This window comes from Kitasatospora sp. NPDC057965, assembly GCF_042887135.1.
Classification (GTDB): Bacteria; Actinomycetota; Actinomycetes; order Streptomycetales; family Streptomycetaceae; genus Kitasatospora.
Window position 1 is genome coordinate 117,158 of record NZ_JBHVPZ010000020.1, and the last position, 14,376, is coordinate 131,533.

Annotated in this window: 13 protein-coding genes; 9 read left to right on the forward strand and 4 right to left on the reverse strand. The window is 73.2% G+C overall.

Annotated elements, in window-relative coordinates:
* Nucleotides 1-59 precede the first annotated feature (59 nt).
* Both dxs and ACFVVU_RS25490 read left to right on the forward strand, forming a co-directional pair.
* The gene (gene dxs, locus ACFVVU_RS25485) at nucleotides 60-1,997 is read left to right on the forward strand and encodes a 1-deoxy-D-xylulose-5-phosphate synthase (protein WP_380687070.1); all 1,938 of its coding nucleotides are present in this window, start codon (nucleotides 60-62) and stop codon (nucleotides 1,995-1,997) included.
* Nucleotides 1,987-3,408 carry an aspartate aminotransferase family protein gene (locus ACFVVU_RS25490; RefSeq protein ID WP_380687072.1) on the forward strand — a complete coding sequence of 474 codons (1,422 nt, stop codon included), beginning with the start codon at nucleotides 1,987-1,989 and terminating at the stop codon, nucleotides 3,406-3,408. Before dxs ends, ACFVVU_RS25490 begins: the two co-directional genes overlap by 11 nt.
* 73 nt (nucleotides 3,409-3,481) lie before the next feature.
* Here the strand turns inward: ACFVVU_RS25490 and ACFVVU_RS25495 are convergent, their stop codons facing one another.
* Nucleotides 3,482-3,754 carry a DUF6343 family protein gene (locus ACFVVU_RS25495; RefSeq protein WP_380687074.1) on the reverse strand — a complete coding sequence of 91 codons (273 nt, stop codon included), beginning with the start codon at nucleotides 3,752-3,754 and terminating at the stop codon, nucleotides 3,482-3,484.
* Nucleotides 3,755-3,861: 107 nt separating this feature from the next.
* On the opposite strand from ACFVVU_RS25495, the gene ACFVVU_RS25500 reads away from it, so the two are divergent.
* On the forward strand, nucleotides 3,862-4,050 hold the full coding sequence (locus tag ACFVVU_RS25500; RefSeq protein ID WP_355374197.1) for an I78 family peptidase inhibitor: 189 nt from the start codon (nucleotides 3,862-3,864) through the stop codon (nucleotides 4,048-4,050).
* Here the strand turns inward: ACFVVU_RS25500 and ACFVVU_RS25505 are convergent.
* Together ACFVVU_RS25505 and fabG are read right to left on the reverse strand one after the other, a co-directional pair.
* Entirely contained in the window at nucleotides 4,001-4,870 is an 870-nt protein-coding gene (locus ACFVVU_RS25505) for a phosphatase PAP2 family protein (protein WP_387792393.1), read from the reverse strand. The two genes, ACFVVU_RS25500 and ACFVVU_RS25505, sit on opposite strands and share 50 nt — an antisense overlap.
* Before the next feature lie 232 nt (nucleotides 4,871-5,102).
* Nucleotides 5,103-5,870 carry a 3-oxoacyl-ACP reductase FabG gene (gene fabG / locus ACFVVU_RS25510; protein WP_380687078.1) on the reverse strand — a complete coding sequence of 256 codons (768 nt, stop codon included), beginning with the start codon at nucleotides 5,868-5,870 and terminating at the stop codon, nucleotides 5,103-5,105.
* 571 nt (nucleotides 5,871-6,441) lie between these two features.
* Between fabG and ACFVVU_RS25515 the strand changes: the two genes are divergently transcribed.
* Entirely contained in the window at nucleotides 6,442-7,308 is an 867-nt protein-coding gene (locus tag ACFVVU_RS25515; RefSeq protein ID WP_387792395.1) for a MarR family winged helix-turn-helix transcriptional regulator, read from the forward strand.
* Between the two features lie 214 nt (nucleotides 7,309-7,522).
* Here the strand turns inward: ACFVVU_RS25515 and ACFVVU_RS25520 are convergent, their stop codons facing one another.
* Nucleotides 7,523-8,389 carry an aldo/keto reductase gene (locus ACFVVU_RS25520; RefSeq protein WP_380683997.1) on the reverse strand — a complete coding sequence of 289 codons (867 nt, stop codon included), beginning with the start codon at nucleotides 8,387-8,389 and terminating at the stop codon, nucleotides 7,523-7,525.
* Between the two features lie 279 nt (nucleotides 8,390-8,668).
* Between ACFVVU_RS25520 and ACFVVU_RS25525 the strand changes: the two genes are divergently transcribed.
* From ACFVVU_RS25525 to ACFVVU_RS25545, 5 genes are all read left to right on the forward strand, one after another.
* The gene (locus ACFVVU_RS25525; protein WP_387792397.1) at nucleotides 8,669-10,456 is read left to right on the forward strand and encodes an ABC transporter transmembrane domain-containing protein; all 1,788 of its coding nucleotides are present in this window, start codon (nucleotides 8,669-8,671) and stop codon (nucleotides 10,454-10,456) included.
* A 58-nt stretch (nucleotides 10,457-10,514) separates the two neighbouring features.
* Nucleotides 10,515-12,287, forward strand: coding sequence for an ABC transporter ATP-binding protein (locus ACFVVU_RS25530; protein WP_387792399.1), 1,773 nt, complete (start codon nucleotides 10,515-10,517; stop codon nucleotides 12,285-12,287).
* 145 nt (nucleotides 12,288-12,432) lie between these two features.
* Nucleotides 12,433-12,675 carry a LapA family protein gene (locus tag ACFVVU_RS25535; protein ID WP_380684000.1) on the forward strand — a complete coding sequence of 81 codons (243 nt, stop codon included), beginning with the start codon at nucleotides 12,433-12,435 and terminating at the stop codon, nucleotides 12,673-12,675.
* Complete coding sequence (locus ACFVVU_RS25540; protein WP_380684001.1) at nucleotides 12,672-13,454, forward strand: amino acid ABC transporter ATP-binding protein; 783 nt, start codon at nucleotides 12,672-12,674, stop codon at nucleotides 13,452-13,454. The genes ACFVVU_RS25535 and ACFVVU_RS25540 overlap by 4 nt, the downstream gene beginning before the upstream one ends.
* Before the next feature lie 10 nt (nucleotides 13,455-13,464).
* Entirely contained in the window at nucleotides 13,465-14,376 is a 912-nt protein-coding gene (locus tag ACFVVU_RS25545; protein ID WP_387792401.1) for a glutamate ABC transporter substrate-binding protein, read from the forward strand.

A 14,376-nucleotide genomic window follows, 5' to 3' on the forward strand; every position in this document is an offset into this window, starting at 1 on the left:
GCGCGGCACGGCCACGGCGGGGCACCAGCGCACCGCTATCGAGTCGTGAGGTGAAAGCCATGTCACTGCTCTCCGGCGTCACGTCCCCGGCGGACCTGCGAACCCTCCCGGCCGCCGAGCTCCCCCGGCTCGCCGACGAGATCCGCGACTTCCTGATCGACGCCGTCACCCGCACCGGCGGCCACCTCGGCCCCAACCTCGGTGTCGTCGAACTGACCATCGCGCTGCACCGGGTCTTCGACTCCCCGCGCGACCGGATCGTCTGGGACACCGGCCACCAGAGCTACGTCCACAAGCTGCTCACCGGCCGCCAGGACTTCTCCCGGCTGCGCGCCAGGGGCGGCCTGTCCGGCTACCCCTCGCGCGCCGAGTCCGAGCACGACGTCGTCGAGAACTCGCACGCCTCCACCGCGCTCTCCTACGCCGACGGCCTGGCCAAGGCCAACCAGCTGCTCGGCCGCGACGACCCGGTGGTCGCCGTCATCGGTGACGGCGCGCTCACCGGGGGCCTCGCCTGGGAGGCGCTCAACAACATCGCGGCCGCCAAGGACCGCCCGCTCGTCATCGTCGTCAACGACAACGAGCGCTCCTACGCCCGCACCATCGGCGGGCTCGCCAACCACCTCGCCGCGCTGCGCACCACCCAGGGCTACGAGCGCTTCCTGTCCTGGGGCAAGGACGCGCTGCAGCGCACCCCCGTGGTCGGCCAGCCGATCTTCGACGCGCTGCACGGCGCCAAGAAGGGGTTCAAGGACGCCTTCGCCCCACAGGGCATGTTCGAGGACCTCGGACTCAAGTACCTCGGCCCGATCGACGGACACGACCTCGCCGCCCTGGAGTCCGCGCTCACCAAGGCCCGCGGCTTCGGCGGCCCGGTCATCGTGCACTGCCTCACCGTCAAGGGCCGCGGCTACCGGCCCGCCGAGCAGGACGAGGCCGACCGCTTCCACGCCGTCAACCCGATCGACCCGTACACCTGCCTGCCGATCTCGCCCAGCGGCGGCGTCTCCTGGACCTCGGTGTTCGGCGACGAGCTGCTGGCCCTCGGCGCCGAGCGGCCGGACCTGGTGGCGATCACCGCGGCGATGCTCCAGCCGGTCGGCCTGGCCCCGTTCGCCAAGGCCTTCCCGGAGCGGACCTTCGACGTCGGCATCGCCGAGCAGCACGCCGTCACCAGCGCGGCGGGCCTGGCCACCGGCGGGCTGCACCCGGTGGTGGCGGTCTACGCGACCTTCCTCAACCGGGCCTTCGACCAGGTGCTGATGGACGTCGCCCTGCACGGACTGGGCGTCACCTTCGTGCTGGACCGCTCCGGCGTCACCGGCAACGACGGCGCCTCGCACAACGGCATGTGGGACCTGTCGATCCTGCAGGTCGTCCCCGGCCTGCGGCTCGCCGCCCCGCGCGACGCCGACCAGCTGCGCGCCCAGCTGCGCGAGGCCGTCGAGGTCGACGACGCCCCGACCGTGGTCCGCTTCCCCAAGGGCACCGTCGGCCCGGCCGTGCCCGCCGTCGAGCGGACCGGCGGCGTGGACGTCCTGCTGCGCACCGGGGAGCTGCCGGAGATCCTGCTGGTGGCCGTCGGCACGATGGCCGGCGCCGCGCTGGACGCGGCCCGGCTGCTGCTCGCCGAGGGGTTCACCGCGACCGTGGTCGACCCGCGCTGGGTCAAGCCGGTCGACCCGGCGTTGCCCGCGCTCGCCGCCGGGCACCGGCTGGTGGTCACCGTGGAGGACGGCGGCCGGGTCGGCGGCGTCGGCGCGGCGATCGCACTGGCGCTGCGCGACGCGGACGTGGACGTCCCGGTGCGGGTGCTGGGCCTGCCGCAGGAGTTCCTCGGGCACGCCGCGCGTGGCGAGATCCTGGAGGAGGCCGGGCTGACCGGCACCGGGGTCGCCGCCCAGACCGCCGCCTTCGCCAAGCACCTGCTACCGGCCCGAGGACTACCGGACCGGGGACTTCCGAACCGAGGAGCGAACCAGCACCATGCCGGCTGACCCCGACAGCACCGACCGCCGTGACCGTCCGGGCGGCTTCGACCTGGCCGCCCTGCTCGCCGAACGCGGCGGCGAGCGGTACGAGCTGCAGAGCCGCTACCTGAACCCGCAGCTGACCCGGATGCTGCACACCATCGGCTTTGACAAGTACTACGAACGGGCCCGCGGGCAGTACTTCTATGACGCCGAGGGCAACGAGTACCTCGACATGCTGGCCGGCTTCGGCATCTTCGCTCTGGGCCGCCACCACCCGGTGGTCCGCTCGGCCGTCCAGCAGGTGATGGACCTCGACCTGCCGGACCTGGTCCGCTTCGACTGCTCGCCGCTGCCCGGCCTGCTCGCCGAACGCCTGCTGTCGTACGCGCCCGGACTGGACCGGGTGTTCTTCGGCAACAGCGGCACCGAGGCGGTGGAGACCGCGCTCAAGTTCGCCCGGTACGCCACCGGCCGCAAGCGGATCCTCTACGCCGACCACGCCTTCCACGGGCTGACCACCGGCTCGCTCTCGGTGAACGGCGAGAGCGGGTTCCGCAAGGGCTTCGACCCGCTGCTGCCGGACACCGCGATCCCGCTCGGCGACCTCGCGGCCCTGGCCAAGGAGCTGAAGCGCGGCGACGTCGCGGCGCTGATCGTCGAGCCGATCCAGGGCAAGGGCGTGCAGGCGGCCCCGCCCGGCTGGCTGCGGGCCGCGCAGGAGCTGCTGCACGAGCACAAGGCGCTGCTGATCTGCGACGAGGTGCAGACCGGCGTCGGACGCACCGGCGACTTCTTCGCCTACCAGCACGAGGACGGCGTGCTGCCGGACCTGGTCTGCGCGGCCAAGGCGCTCTCCGGCGGCTACGTGCCGGTCGGGGCGACCCTCGGCAAGGGCTGGATCTTCGAGAAGGTGTACTCCTCGATGGACCGGGTGCTGGTGCACTCGGCCAGCTTCGGCTCCAACGCGCAGGCGATGGCGGCCGGCCTGGCGACCCTGGAGGTCGTCCGGGACGAGCGGGTGGTGGAGAACGCCCGCAAGGTGGGCGACCACTTCCGGGAGCGGCTGACCGAACTGGTCGACCGCTACGAGCTGCTCGCCGAGGTGCGCGGGCGCGGGCTGATGATCGGCATCGAGTTCGGCCGGCCGAAGTCGCTCAAACTGCGGACCGGGTGGACGGCGCTGCAGGCGGCCCGCAAGGGCCTGTTCGCCCAGATGGTGGTCGTCCCGCTGCTGCAGCGGCACCGGATCCTCACCCAGGTGTCCGGGGACCACCTGGAGGTGATCAAGCTGATCCCGCCGCTGATCATCACCGAGCGGGACGTGGACCGGTTCATGGCGGCCTTCACCGAGGTGATGGAGGACGCGCACCGGGGGAGCGGCCTGATGTGGGACTTCGGGCGGACGCTGGTCAAGCAGGCGGTCAGCAACCGCTGAGTCCGTGCGGGGGGGGATCCGTGCGGGGGGTGGGAGGCCGGCACCGGCTTCCCACCCCGCGGGAGACACCGCGTCAGAGCTCGGTCCGGCGGCGCCGGATGACGACGACGAGATCGACGACGGCGAACAGGGTGAGGATTCCGCAGGCCACGGCGAAGCCGGTGAGGGTGCCCCGGCTCGGCGCCCCGAACGCCGGGGCGTTCGCGGCCCAGAACGCGAAGGCCGCGGTGGCCAGCGCGAACAGCGGGGTGAAGGTCAGCGAGAGCAGGTAGCGCAGCTTGAGGTCGCTGCGGGCGGTGGCGGGCTCGGTGCCGCTGCGCCACCGTCGCGGGGTGGTGGCGGGCATCCGCGGTCACCTCCCGGTGCTGCCGGTCCCCCCGGCCCGTGCGGCCGGTTCCGCACGGGCGGTCTACGATTCCAGCGTACGTCCGCTGGGCGAGCCGGGGAGGGGCGATGACGGACACGGACGCGGAGGGCTACGCGGGGCTGCGGGTCGAGCGGGCCGAGGAGCTGGCCCGCCGGCACGGCTGGGCCTCGGTGCGGGTACTGCCGCAGGGGGCGGCGATGACCATGGACTATCGCGAGGGGCGGCTCAACCTCGCGGTGCGCGACGGGCTGGTGGTACGCAGCTGGGAGGGGTGAGCCCGGTCCCGGCCCCCCGTCGGCGCCGGGTGAGCCGGCCTTCGGCGGCCAGCACCAGCGGTTCCAGCAGCGGGAGCGAGAGCAGCACGAGCAGCCCGGCGGCCCAGCCGGCCAGGACGTCGGTGACCCAGTGGGTGCCCAGGTAGACGGTGGTGAGGCCGACCGACCAGGCGGTGGCGCCCGCCAGCAGCGCGCCGAGGCGCCGCCAGCGGACCGCCAGGTAGGCGAGCACGCCCCAGGTGACCACGGCGTTCGCGGTGTGGCCGGAGGGGAATATGGTGCCGCCGGAGAAGAGCTCGGGGGAGCCGACGTACCGGGCGTAGTGCGGGCCGAGCCGGCCGGTGACGATCTTGACCCCGCCGACCGTGAGGTTGAGCAGCAGCAGGGCGGCGCCCATCACCAGCAGCGGCCGGATCCGGCCCAGCCGGCGGGCGCGCCAGCCGAGCCAGGCGAAGGCGGCGAGGGCGGAGGGGCCGCGCTGGCCGGCCACCACCCAGTTGTCGAGCAGCGGCTGCAGGCCGGGCCAGTGCTCCTCGGGCCGGTACAGGCGTATCTTCCAGTCGAGGTCGACCAGCGAGGTGTCCAGCAGGACGGCGACGGCGACCAGCAGGTAGCCGAGCGCGGCGAGGCCCAGCAGGGCGGTCTGCCGGCGGCCGAGGGGCGGGCGGGCGGACCCTCGGCGGCCGGGGCGCGGGTGCTCGGGGCGGGTGGCATGCGGGCGCTCGCGGCGGACGGTGGGGTGCTCGGGGCGGACGGTCGGGTGCTCGGGGCGGGTGGTCAGGGGCTCGGGGCGGCCAGGCTGTTCACTCGGCGCTTGCACGGCGGTGAACCTACCCGGCGACGCAGCGTGATTCCCTGTTCCATTCGGAATTCCCCGGCAAAGCCGTTCTCCGATCGGCCAAGGTCTGTTTCAGGACGATCCAACGGCGTTTTCGGATCGAATGTCCGTAAGGGGTTCGTGTGCTTTTCCCCAAGTTCGGGCAAAAAGAACGGGGCGGGAGACCGGACGCTCCGGTTCCCACCCCGTGGTAACCCTGTGTAGGTTCGATGGCTCAGTCGAGGGGGCCGCCGGCCACGTAGAGGACCTGTCCGGAGACGAAGCCGGCGCCCTCCGAGGCGAAGAACGCGATGGCGTTGGCCACGTCCTGCGGCACGCCGACCCGCTGGACCGGGATCTGGGTGGCGGCGGCGGCCTTGAAGTCCTCGAAGTCCATGCCGACCCGGGCGGCGGTGGCGACGGTCATGTCGGTGGCTATGAAGCCGGGCGCGACCGCGTTGGCGGTGATGCCGAACTTGCCGAGCTCGATGGCCAGGGTCTTGGTGAAGCCCTGCAGACCGGCCTTGGCGGCCGAGTAGTTGGCCTGGCCGCGGTTGCCCTGGGCGGAGGACGACGACAGGTTGACGATCCGTCCGAAACCGGCGTCCACCATGTACTTCTGGACCGCCCGGGTCATCAGGAACGCGCCGCGCAGGTGCACGTTCATGACCGTGTCCCAGTCCGACTCGGTCATCTTGAAGATCAGGTTGTCGCGCAGCACGCCCGCGTTGTTGACGAGCACGACCGGCGCGCCGAGTTCGGCGGCGATCCGCTCGACGGCGGCCCGGACCTGGCCGGCGTCCGAGACGTCGGCGCCGACGGCGATGGCGCGGCCGCCGGCGGCGGTGATGCGTTCGACGGTCTCCCGGCCGGCCGACTCCTCCAGGTCGAGGACGGCCACCGCGTAGCCGTCGGCGGCCAGTCGCTCGGCGGTGGCGGCGCCCAGTCCGCGCGCGGCGCCGGTGACGACGGCGACCCGGGGGGTGGTGGTCTGCTCGGTCATGCTCGGTCTCGTCTCTCTCGGAGTAATCGGGCGTTGTTGCAGGTCAGTTGCAGATGGCCAGGGTTCGCAGCCCGCCCGGCCGGCGCCGGTCGGCGCCGGTCGCGCTCCGGAGTCGGCCCGCCGGACGGTCGGGCACGGGCCCGGGAACCCAGGAGACTCCCAGGAACCGCTCGGGGGACACCCGGGTTCCACCGGGCCGCTCCGGAGGTCGGATCCGCCCCGGTGGCCACACCCTACCGGCGGGTAGGGGGCTCGGCCAGGGTGAAGACGCAGGTGACCGTGGGTAAGGACCGACCGGTCGGCTTTCTCCTGCGAACGGGTTACCGGTGGGTCGGCACGGCGAGTAAATATGCCAATGTTGCCGAACCTGCGTCTACTATCCGCCCCTGCCTGCCAGCGAGGGCCCGCCGTTTGTATAGTGTCCGCCAGCAGCCACCGGCTGCACGGCTGGAGCGCCCTCCCGAACAGCGGGACGCCCACTCGCCGTTACTGCCCCACCCGGGTGTCCCACACACACCGGGTGTGACATCGGGACGGATACATGGTGCTGGGGGAGATCCCGACGACCCGCGTGTCCGCGCGACTGCAGCAGTCGCCCGGACACCTCATCCGCGTTGCACAGCAGGTCCACACCCGTCTGTGGTCCGAACACGTCGGAGCCGATCTCACGGCTCCGCAGTTCGCGGTCCTGCTGGTCCTCGCCCTCGAACCGGGCGCCGACCAGCGCACGGTGGGAGAGCGTGCCTCGCTCGACAAGGCCACGATGGCCGAGATGGTCGCCCGGCTGGTCCGGCGCGGCCTGGTGCTGCGGCGCCGAGACCCGGCCGACGGCCGGCGCAAGTTGCTCGCTCTCTCGCAGAGCGGGGCCCAGGCTGTCCGTGAGGCCACCGGCGGAGTGGTCCGCGTGCAGCGCACGCTCTTCGAGCCGCTCGCTCCGGAGGAGCAGCTGGAGATCGTCCGTGTGATGGCCAAGATAGCCAGACTGGAACCGGCCCAGGTCGCCGTCCTGACGGACGCGCGACCGATGCTGGACGCCCAGCGGGCGATCGGCTACCTGATCCGGGTGAGCCAGCAGGTGCACACCAAGCTCTGGTCGGAGCACGTCGGTTCGGAGCTGACGGCGCCGCAGTACGCGGTGCTCGACGCGCTCGAACTGGAGCCGGGCGCCGACCAGCGCACGGTGGGCGAGCTGGCCTCGCTGGACAAGGCCACGATGGCCGAGATGGTCAGTCGGCTGGTCCGGCGCGGCCTGGTCCAGCGTCGCCGCGACCCCTCGGACGGACGGCGCAACCTGCTCTCGCTCTCGCCGGCGGGACAGGACCTGCTGCACCGCTCGGCCGCGGGCGTCGCCCAGGTCCAGCTGCTGCTGCTGGCGCCGCTGGAGGAGGACGAGCACGAGGCCGCGCTCGCGCTGATCGCCAAGGCGGCCCGGCTGTAGCCGGAACGTCGCGGCTGTCAGCCAAAACGATTCATCAGTCGGCCGCCGGTCGGTCGCCAGTCGTCCGCCGGCCGACCAGGGCCCGCCGGTCCCGGGCCGGTGACGGGCACCGCCCGTCAACGCGGTGAAGGCCGCCCTCCCCGAACGGGGGAGGGCGGCCTTCGCGTCGGGCACGGGGTGACCGGTCCTCGGGCGGCCGGGGCCGCCGGGCGGGTCAGCTCCAGTCGAACTCCTGCGGGTCCGGGCCGATCCGGGTGCCGGTGGCGATGCCGGCGATCGCGGCGAGGTCCTCGGCGTCCAGCTCGAAGCCGGCGACGTCCAGGTTCTCCTTGATCCGCGACGGGGTGACCGACTTCGGGATCGCGATGACGCCGCTCTGCAGGTGCCAGCGGAGCACCACCTGGGCGACGGTGCGGCCGTGCTTGTCGGCGATGCCGGCCAGCGCCGGCTCGGACAGCAGCTCCTTGCCCTGGCCGAGCGGGCTCCAGGCCTCGGTGGCGATGCCGTGCCGGGCGTGGAAGGCGCGCAGCTCCTCCTGCGGGAAGTACGGGTGCAGCTCGACCTGGTTCAGCGCCGGCAGGAGCGAGGACTCCTCGACGATCCGGGTGAGCTGCTCGGTGCCGAAGTTGGAGACGCCGACCGAGCGGACCCGGCCGTCGGCCTTCAGCTGCTCCAGCGCCTTCCAGACGTTGAGGTAGCTGCCGTGCATCGGACGCGGCCAGTGGATGAGGTAGAGGTCGAGGTAGTCCAGGCCGAGCCGGTCAAGCGAGGCGTCGAACTCGCGCAGCACCGCGTCGCGGCCCTGCTCGCCGGACCAGTCGCGGGTGCCGGAGTTCCACAGCTTGGTGGTGATGTAGAGGTCCTCGCGGGCGACGGCGCCGCCGGCCAGGGCCTCGGTGATCGCCTTGCCGGTGCCGGACTCGTTCTCGTAGATCGCGGCGGTGTCGATCGAGCGGTAGCCGACCTCGATCGCGGTGCGGACGGCGGCGGTGGCCTCCGCGTCCGGCACCTGCCAGACCCCGAAGCCGAGCTGGGGGATCCGGGTGCCGTCGTTGAGCGTGACGCTGGGAATGTTGCTCACGGAAGGAGTGCCCTCTCCTGGTCGTCCATGCGGTTCTGTGGTCCTGATGGGGCAACCGGGGCGCTGGTCGGGAAGGTTCCCCGGCGGGGGAAATTTTCCGACGCGTGCTACCGGCGCGTGCACAACACTACGGCGTCGGCCGGGTGCCTGGAAAACCTGTTGCGCAGATCACATCCGAGTTGGCAGGCTCGCTGCCATGACCTCTTGACGAACCCACGGCCGTGACCCTACCGGCCGTCCTCCGCGCCCTCCGCCCGCACTGCCCTGCAACGGATCGTCATGCTGCTCAAAACCCTCCCCCTGGCCGATCCCGGTCGGCCCGAACTGTCCTCCCCCTCCGCCTTCCTGCGCCGGCTCCGGCGTGACCAGCGGAGCGGCCAGGTGCTCGCGACCTGCTGGGCGCTGCTGGAGATGGGCTGTCAGGCCGCCCTCCCGGTGCCGGTCGGCCTCGGCGTGCAGGCCGTCGTCGACCGGGACTCCGGCGCCCTGTGGCGGGCCGGCGCGCTCGCCCTGGCCCTGGCCGCGGTGTCCGCGGTCGGCACCGTGCTGCTGCACCGCCAGTCGGTCTGGAACTGGATCCACGCCGTCACCCAGGTCCGTCAGCTGGTGTCCCGTCAGGCCTCCCACCTCGGCTCCGGGCTGTCCCGGCGGATCGCCACCGGCGAGATCGTCGCGGTCGGCAGCGGGGACGTCGAGAAGATCGGCTGGTACGTCGAACTCCTCGCCCGGCTGCGCGGCGCGGTCGCCGTCTGGCTGGCCACCGGCACCGCGGTGCTCGTCGTCCAGCCGACGCTCGGTCTGGCCGTCCTGCTCGGGGTGCCCGTGCTCGCCGCTTCGGTCTGGCCGCTGCTCGCGCCGCTGGAGCGCCGCTACGGCGAGCAGCGCGCCCTCGGCGGCAAGGCCACCGAGCTGGCCGCCGACACGGTGGCCGGGCTCCGGGTGCTGCGCGGCATCGGCGGCGAGGAACTCTTCCTCGACCGCTACCGGGCCGCCTCCCAGAAGGTCCGCGCCGCGGCCGTCCGCTCGGCCCGGATCCGGTCCCTGATGCAGGCCCAGCAGGTGCTGCTGCCCGGCCTCTTCGTGGTCGGCGTCACCTGGTACGGCGTCCGGCTGGCGGCCGACGGGCGGATCTCGGTGGGCGCCCTGGTCGCGGTCTACGGCGCCACCGCGTTCCTGGCCGCGCCGCTGCGGATCCTCGGCGAGGCGGCGCACGCCTGGAGCGTGGCCAAGGTCTCCGCCGGGCGCGCCGTGCGGGTGCTCTCGCTGGCCCGTACCGAGGGCGGTGCGGACGCCAGGCTCACCGACCCGGCCCGCTCCGACCTGTTCGACCCGCTCACCGGGCTGACCGCCCGGGCCGGCGAGCTGACCGCCGTGGTCTGCGGCGACCCGGACTTCGCCGGCGCGCTCGCCGAACGGCTCGGCGGGCACGTCCCGCCGGGCGAGGAGGGGCGGCCGCAGCCCTCTGTCCGCCTCGGCGGCACCGAGCTGGACGCCGTCCCGCTGGCCGAGGCACGGGCCGCGGTCCTGGTGCACGACAAGGAGCCGGTGCTGCTCTCCGGCACCCTGGCGGCGCTGTTCGACGTTCCGTCCTCCGGCCGGGTCGATCCGTGGGAGGCGCTCGCCGCGGCCCGCGCGCAGGACGTGCTGGACGCGTTGGCGGACGGCGCCCGGGCCCCCTCGGACGCGGCGGGAGGAGAGGACGTGATGGCGGCGGAGATCACCGAGCGGGGGCGCTCGCTGTCCGGTGGGCAGCGGCAGCGGCTGGCGCTGGCCCGGTCGCTGCTGGCCGATCCGCCGGTGCTGGTGCTGGACGAGCCGACCAGCGCGGTCGACGCGCACACCGAGTCCCGGATCGCCGCCGGGCTGCGGAAGAACCGTGAGGGGCGCACCACGGTGGTCTTCGCCACCAGTCCGCTGCTGCTCGACCAGGCGGACCGGGTGGTGCTGGTGCGCGGCGGCCGGGTCGCGGCGAGCGGCGTCCACCGCGAGCTGCTGCACACGGAGCCGGCCTACCGGGCGGTGGTCACCCGCGCCGAGGAGCCGCCACCGGCGGGGGAGCCGTCATGAAGACCACCGCCGCCCGCAAGGGCGGGCACCGCAGCCTCATCGAGTCGAGGAGTGTCGCATGAAGCCCCCCGCCCACCAGGAGCAGCGGCCGGCCACCACCCTGCCGGTCGGCTCGCCCACCGCCGTGCGCGCGTACGTGCGACTGCTGGCCCGGCGTCACCGGGGAGCCTTCTCGGCCGTGGTCGGGCTGCACGCGGTGGCCACCGTGGCCGGACTGGTCGGCCCCTGGGTGCTCGGCACGCTCGTCGAGTCGCTGGCCGCCGGCACCGCCGGGTCCACCCTCACCGTCGCCGTGGCCTGGTACCTGCTCGCGCTGGCGGCGCAGTCCGCGTTCACCTGGTGGTCGCGGCTGCGCGGCGCGGTGCTCGGCGAGCGGGTGCTGGCCGACCTGCGGGAGGACTTCCTGGTCCGCTCGGTGGCGCTGCCCACCGGCGTCCTGGAACGGGCCGGTACCGGGGACCTGGTCTCCCGGGGCACGACCGACATCGACCGGCTGGACAAGTCGGTGCGCCAGGCGGTGCCGGAGCTGGCCGTGGCGGTCGTCTCGCTGCTGCTGGTGCTCGGGGCCCTGGTGGTCACCTCACCGCTGCTGGCGCTCTCCTCGCTGATCGGCGTGCCGGTGCTGCTGGTCTCCTCCCGCTGGTACTTCCGGCGGGCCCCGCAGTCCTACCGCAGCGAGTCGGCCGGGTACGCGGCGGTGAACTCCGTCCTGGCCGAGACGGTCGACGCCGGGCGCACGGTCGAGGCGCTGCGGCTCGGCGAGCAGCGGGTCCGGTTGACCGACCGCAAGCTGACGGAGTGGCTCGCCTGGGAGCGGTACACCCTCTGGCTGCGCTCGGCCTGGTTCCCGACCATCGACGCGACGTACACGCTGGCCGTGCTCGGTCCGCTGGTGCTGGGCGGGCTGTTCGCGCTGCGGGGCTGGATCACCGTGGGCCAGCTGACCACCGGGGTGCTGTACGCCCAGGCCCTGGCGGCGCCGGCCGATCTGCTCCTGCGCTGGTACGACGAGCTGCAGATCGGCCAGGCCTCGCTGGCCCGGCTGGTCGGCGTCCAGGAGGTGCCGCGGGCCGTGGGCGACGACGAGGTCCGGCCGAGCGGGCGGCGGGTCGAGGCGCGGGACGTGCGCTTCGGCTACCGGGAGGGCGCCGACGTGCTGCACGGCATCAGCCTGGACGTCGCCCCGGGCAGCCGGGTGGCGCTGGTCGGCCCGTCCGGGGCGGGCAAGTCCACCCTGGGCCGGCTGCTGGCCGGGATCTACGCCCCCGGCCGGGGCAGCGTGACCCTCGGCGGGGCGGCGCTGTCGCGGATGCCGGCCGAGCGGGTGCGCGCCGAGGTGGCGCTGGTCAACCAGGAGCACCACGTCTTCGTCGGGACGCTGCGCGACAACCTGCGGCTGGCCGCGCCGGACGCCGACGACGCCGAGCTGCGCCGGGCGCTGGACGCGGTGGACGCCGGGGCGTGGGTGGACGCGCTGGAGGCCGGGCTGGACACCGAGGTCGGCAGCGGCGGCGCCGCGCTGACGCCGCCGCAGGCCCAGCAGCTGGCGCTGGCCCGGCTGGTGCTGGCCGATCCGCACACCCTGGTGCTGGACGAGGCCACCTCGCTGCTGGACCCGAGGGCCGCCCGGCACCTGGAGCGCTCGCTCTCCCGGGTGCTGGAGGGCCGGACGGTGATCGCCATCGCCCACCGGCTGCACACCGCCCACGACGCCGACGTGATCGCGGTGGTGGAGGACGGGCGGATCAGCGAGTACGGCAGCCACCCCGAGCTGGTGGCGGCCGGCGGCCCGTATGCGGCGCTCTGGCGCTCCTGGCGCGACGAGCGCTGACGGACACCGATGGACACCGACGAACGCCGATGAGCACTGACGGAGGGTGACGGGTGGTGACCCGCACAGGACAAGACCGTCCGGTGCGGGCCACTCCCGGCCGCGTATACGGGCAAATGCGCCCAAGCACCCGCAGAATGCTCGGGTGACTAAGATTTCGGACTCCTCTGGTACCAAACGCGGCGAGATCGGCGGCATCCCCACCCGCTACATCGGGATCGGCGTCATCGTCGTCCTCGCCGCCTGGTTCCTGTTCGCCAACCTCGACAAGGTGCAGATCCAGTTCTGGGTGTTCACCGTGACCGCCCCGCTCTGGATCGCCCTGCTGGCCACCCTGCTCGCCGGTGTGGTGCTCGGCTGGCTGCTGAAGGGGCGGCGCGGGAAGTGAGCGCCGACGCCGGGCCGGTCTCGGCGTCCGGGCCCGGCGGCTTCACTCCGCTGATCGAGCTGCGCGGCGTCAACAAGCACTTCGGTTCGCTGCACGTCCTGCAGGACGTCGAGCTGACCGTCGGCCGGGGCGAGGTGGTGGTGGTGATCGGCCCCTCCGGCTCCGGCAAGTCCACGCTCTGCCGCGCCATCAACCGGCTGGAGCCGGTCGAGTCCGGCACCATCCTGATCGACGGCCGGCCCCTGCCCGAGGAGGGCAAGGGGCTGGCCCGGCTGCGGGCCGAGGTCGGGATGGTGTTCCAGTCCTTCAACCTGTTCGCGCACCGGACCGTGCTGCAGAACGTCTCACTGGCGCAGGTGAAGGTGCGCGGGCGGAGCAGGTCGCAGGCCGACGACAGGTCACGGGCGCTGCTGGACCGGGTCGGGCTGGCCGCGCACGCCGACAAGTACCCGGCCCAGCTGTCCGGCGGCCAGCAGCAGCGGGTGGCGATCGCCCGGGCGCTGGCGATGGAGCCCAAGGCCCTGCTGTTCGACGAGCCGACCTCGGCGCTCGACCCCGAGATGATCACCGAGGTGCTGGACGTGATGCGCCGGCTGGCGCACGAGGGCATGACGATGGTCGTGGTGACCCACGAGATGGGCTTCGCCCGCGCCTCCGCCAACCGGGTGGTCTTCATGGCGGACGGCCGGATCGTCGAGGACCGGGCCCCGGAGGAGTTCTTCAGCGCCCCGCGCAGCGAGCGCGCCCGGGACTTCCTCTCCAAGATCCTGAAGCACTGAGGCCGGGACCGTGCGGAAGCCCACCGCCCTCGCGGCCTCGATCCTGCTACCGGTCCTGCTGCCGGCGCTGCTGCTGTCCGGCTGCGGCAAGGCCGGCACCCCGCCGCCGAAGGGGCCGCAGCCCAGCGCGCTGCCCAGCTACCAGGTGGCGACCGGGACCCCGGCGAGCGGCTCGCCGACTCTGGCGGCGGCCCGCGCCCGCGGGCACCTGGTGGTCGGGGCCAAGGAGGACCAGCCCTACCTGGGCCAGAAGAACCCGGCCACCGGCGAGTACTCCGGCTTCGACATCGAGATCGCCAAGATGGTCGCCGCCGACCTCGGGTTCGGCCCGGACCGGATCGAGTTCCGCACCATCGCCTCCGCCAACCGCGAGACCGCGCTGCAGAACGGCCAGGTCGACTACTACGTCGGCACCTACACCATCAACGACAACCGCAAGAAGCTGGTCGGCTTCGCCGGTCCGTACTTCATGGCCGGGCAGTCGCTGCTGGTGCGCAGGAACAACAAGGACATCAACGGCCCGCAGGACCTGGACGGCAGGACGGTCTGCTCGGCGGCCGGCTCCACCCCGTACCAGCGGATCCAGAAGCAGTACCCGAAGGCGAGGCTGATCGGCTACGACACCTACTCGGCCTGCGTGGACAACCTGATCACCTCCCAGGCGGACGCCGTCACCACGGACAACACCATCCTGCTCGGCTACGCGGCCAAGGTGCCGGACGAGCTCAAGGTGGTCGGGCCGCTGTTCTCCCAGGAGCCGTACGGGATCGGCACGCCGAAGGACGACACCGTGCTGCGCGGCGCGCTCAACGACGCGCTGGCGCACCACGAGGCGAACGGCGACTGGAAGAAGGCCTACGACGCGACCCTCGGCCTGTCCGGGGTGCCCGCGCCGGCCCCGCCGCCGATCGACCGGTACTGA

Excerpts from the sequence above, each read along its gene's own strand:
- dxs (WP_380687070.1), top strand. The coding sequence starts at position 60 with ATGTCACTGCTCTCCGGCGTCACGTCCCCGGCGGACCTGCGAACCCTC.
- ACFVVU_RS25500 (WP_355374197.1), top strand. The coding sequence starts at position 3,862 with ATGACGGACACGGACGCGGAGGGCTACGCGGGGCTGCGGGTCGAGCGG.
- fabG (WP_380687078.1), bottom strand. The coding sequence starts at position 5,870 with ATGACCGAGCAGACCACCACCCCCCGGGTCGCCGTCGTCACCGGCGCC.
- ACFVVU_RS25525 (WP_387792397.1), top strand. The coding sequence starts at position 8,669 with ATGCTGCTCAAAACCCTCCCCCTGGCCGATCCCGGTCGGCCCGAACTG.
- ACFVVU_RS25490 (WP_380687072.1), top strand. The coding sequence starts at position 1,987 with ATGCCGGCTGACCCCGACAGCACCGACCGCCGTGACCGTCCGGGCGGC.
- ACFVVU_RS25530 (WP_387792399.1), top strand. The coding sequence starts at position 10,515 with ATGAAGCCCCCCGCCCACCAGGAGCAGCGGCCGGCCACCACCCTGCCG.
- ACFVVU_RS25495 (WP_380687074.1), bottom strand. The coding sequence starts at position 3,754 with ATGCCCGCCACCACCCCGCGACGGTGGCGCAGCGGCACCGAGCCCGCC.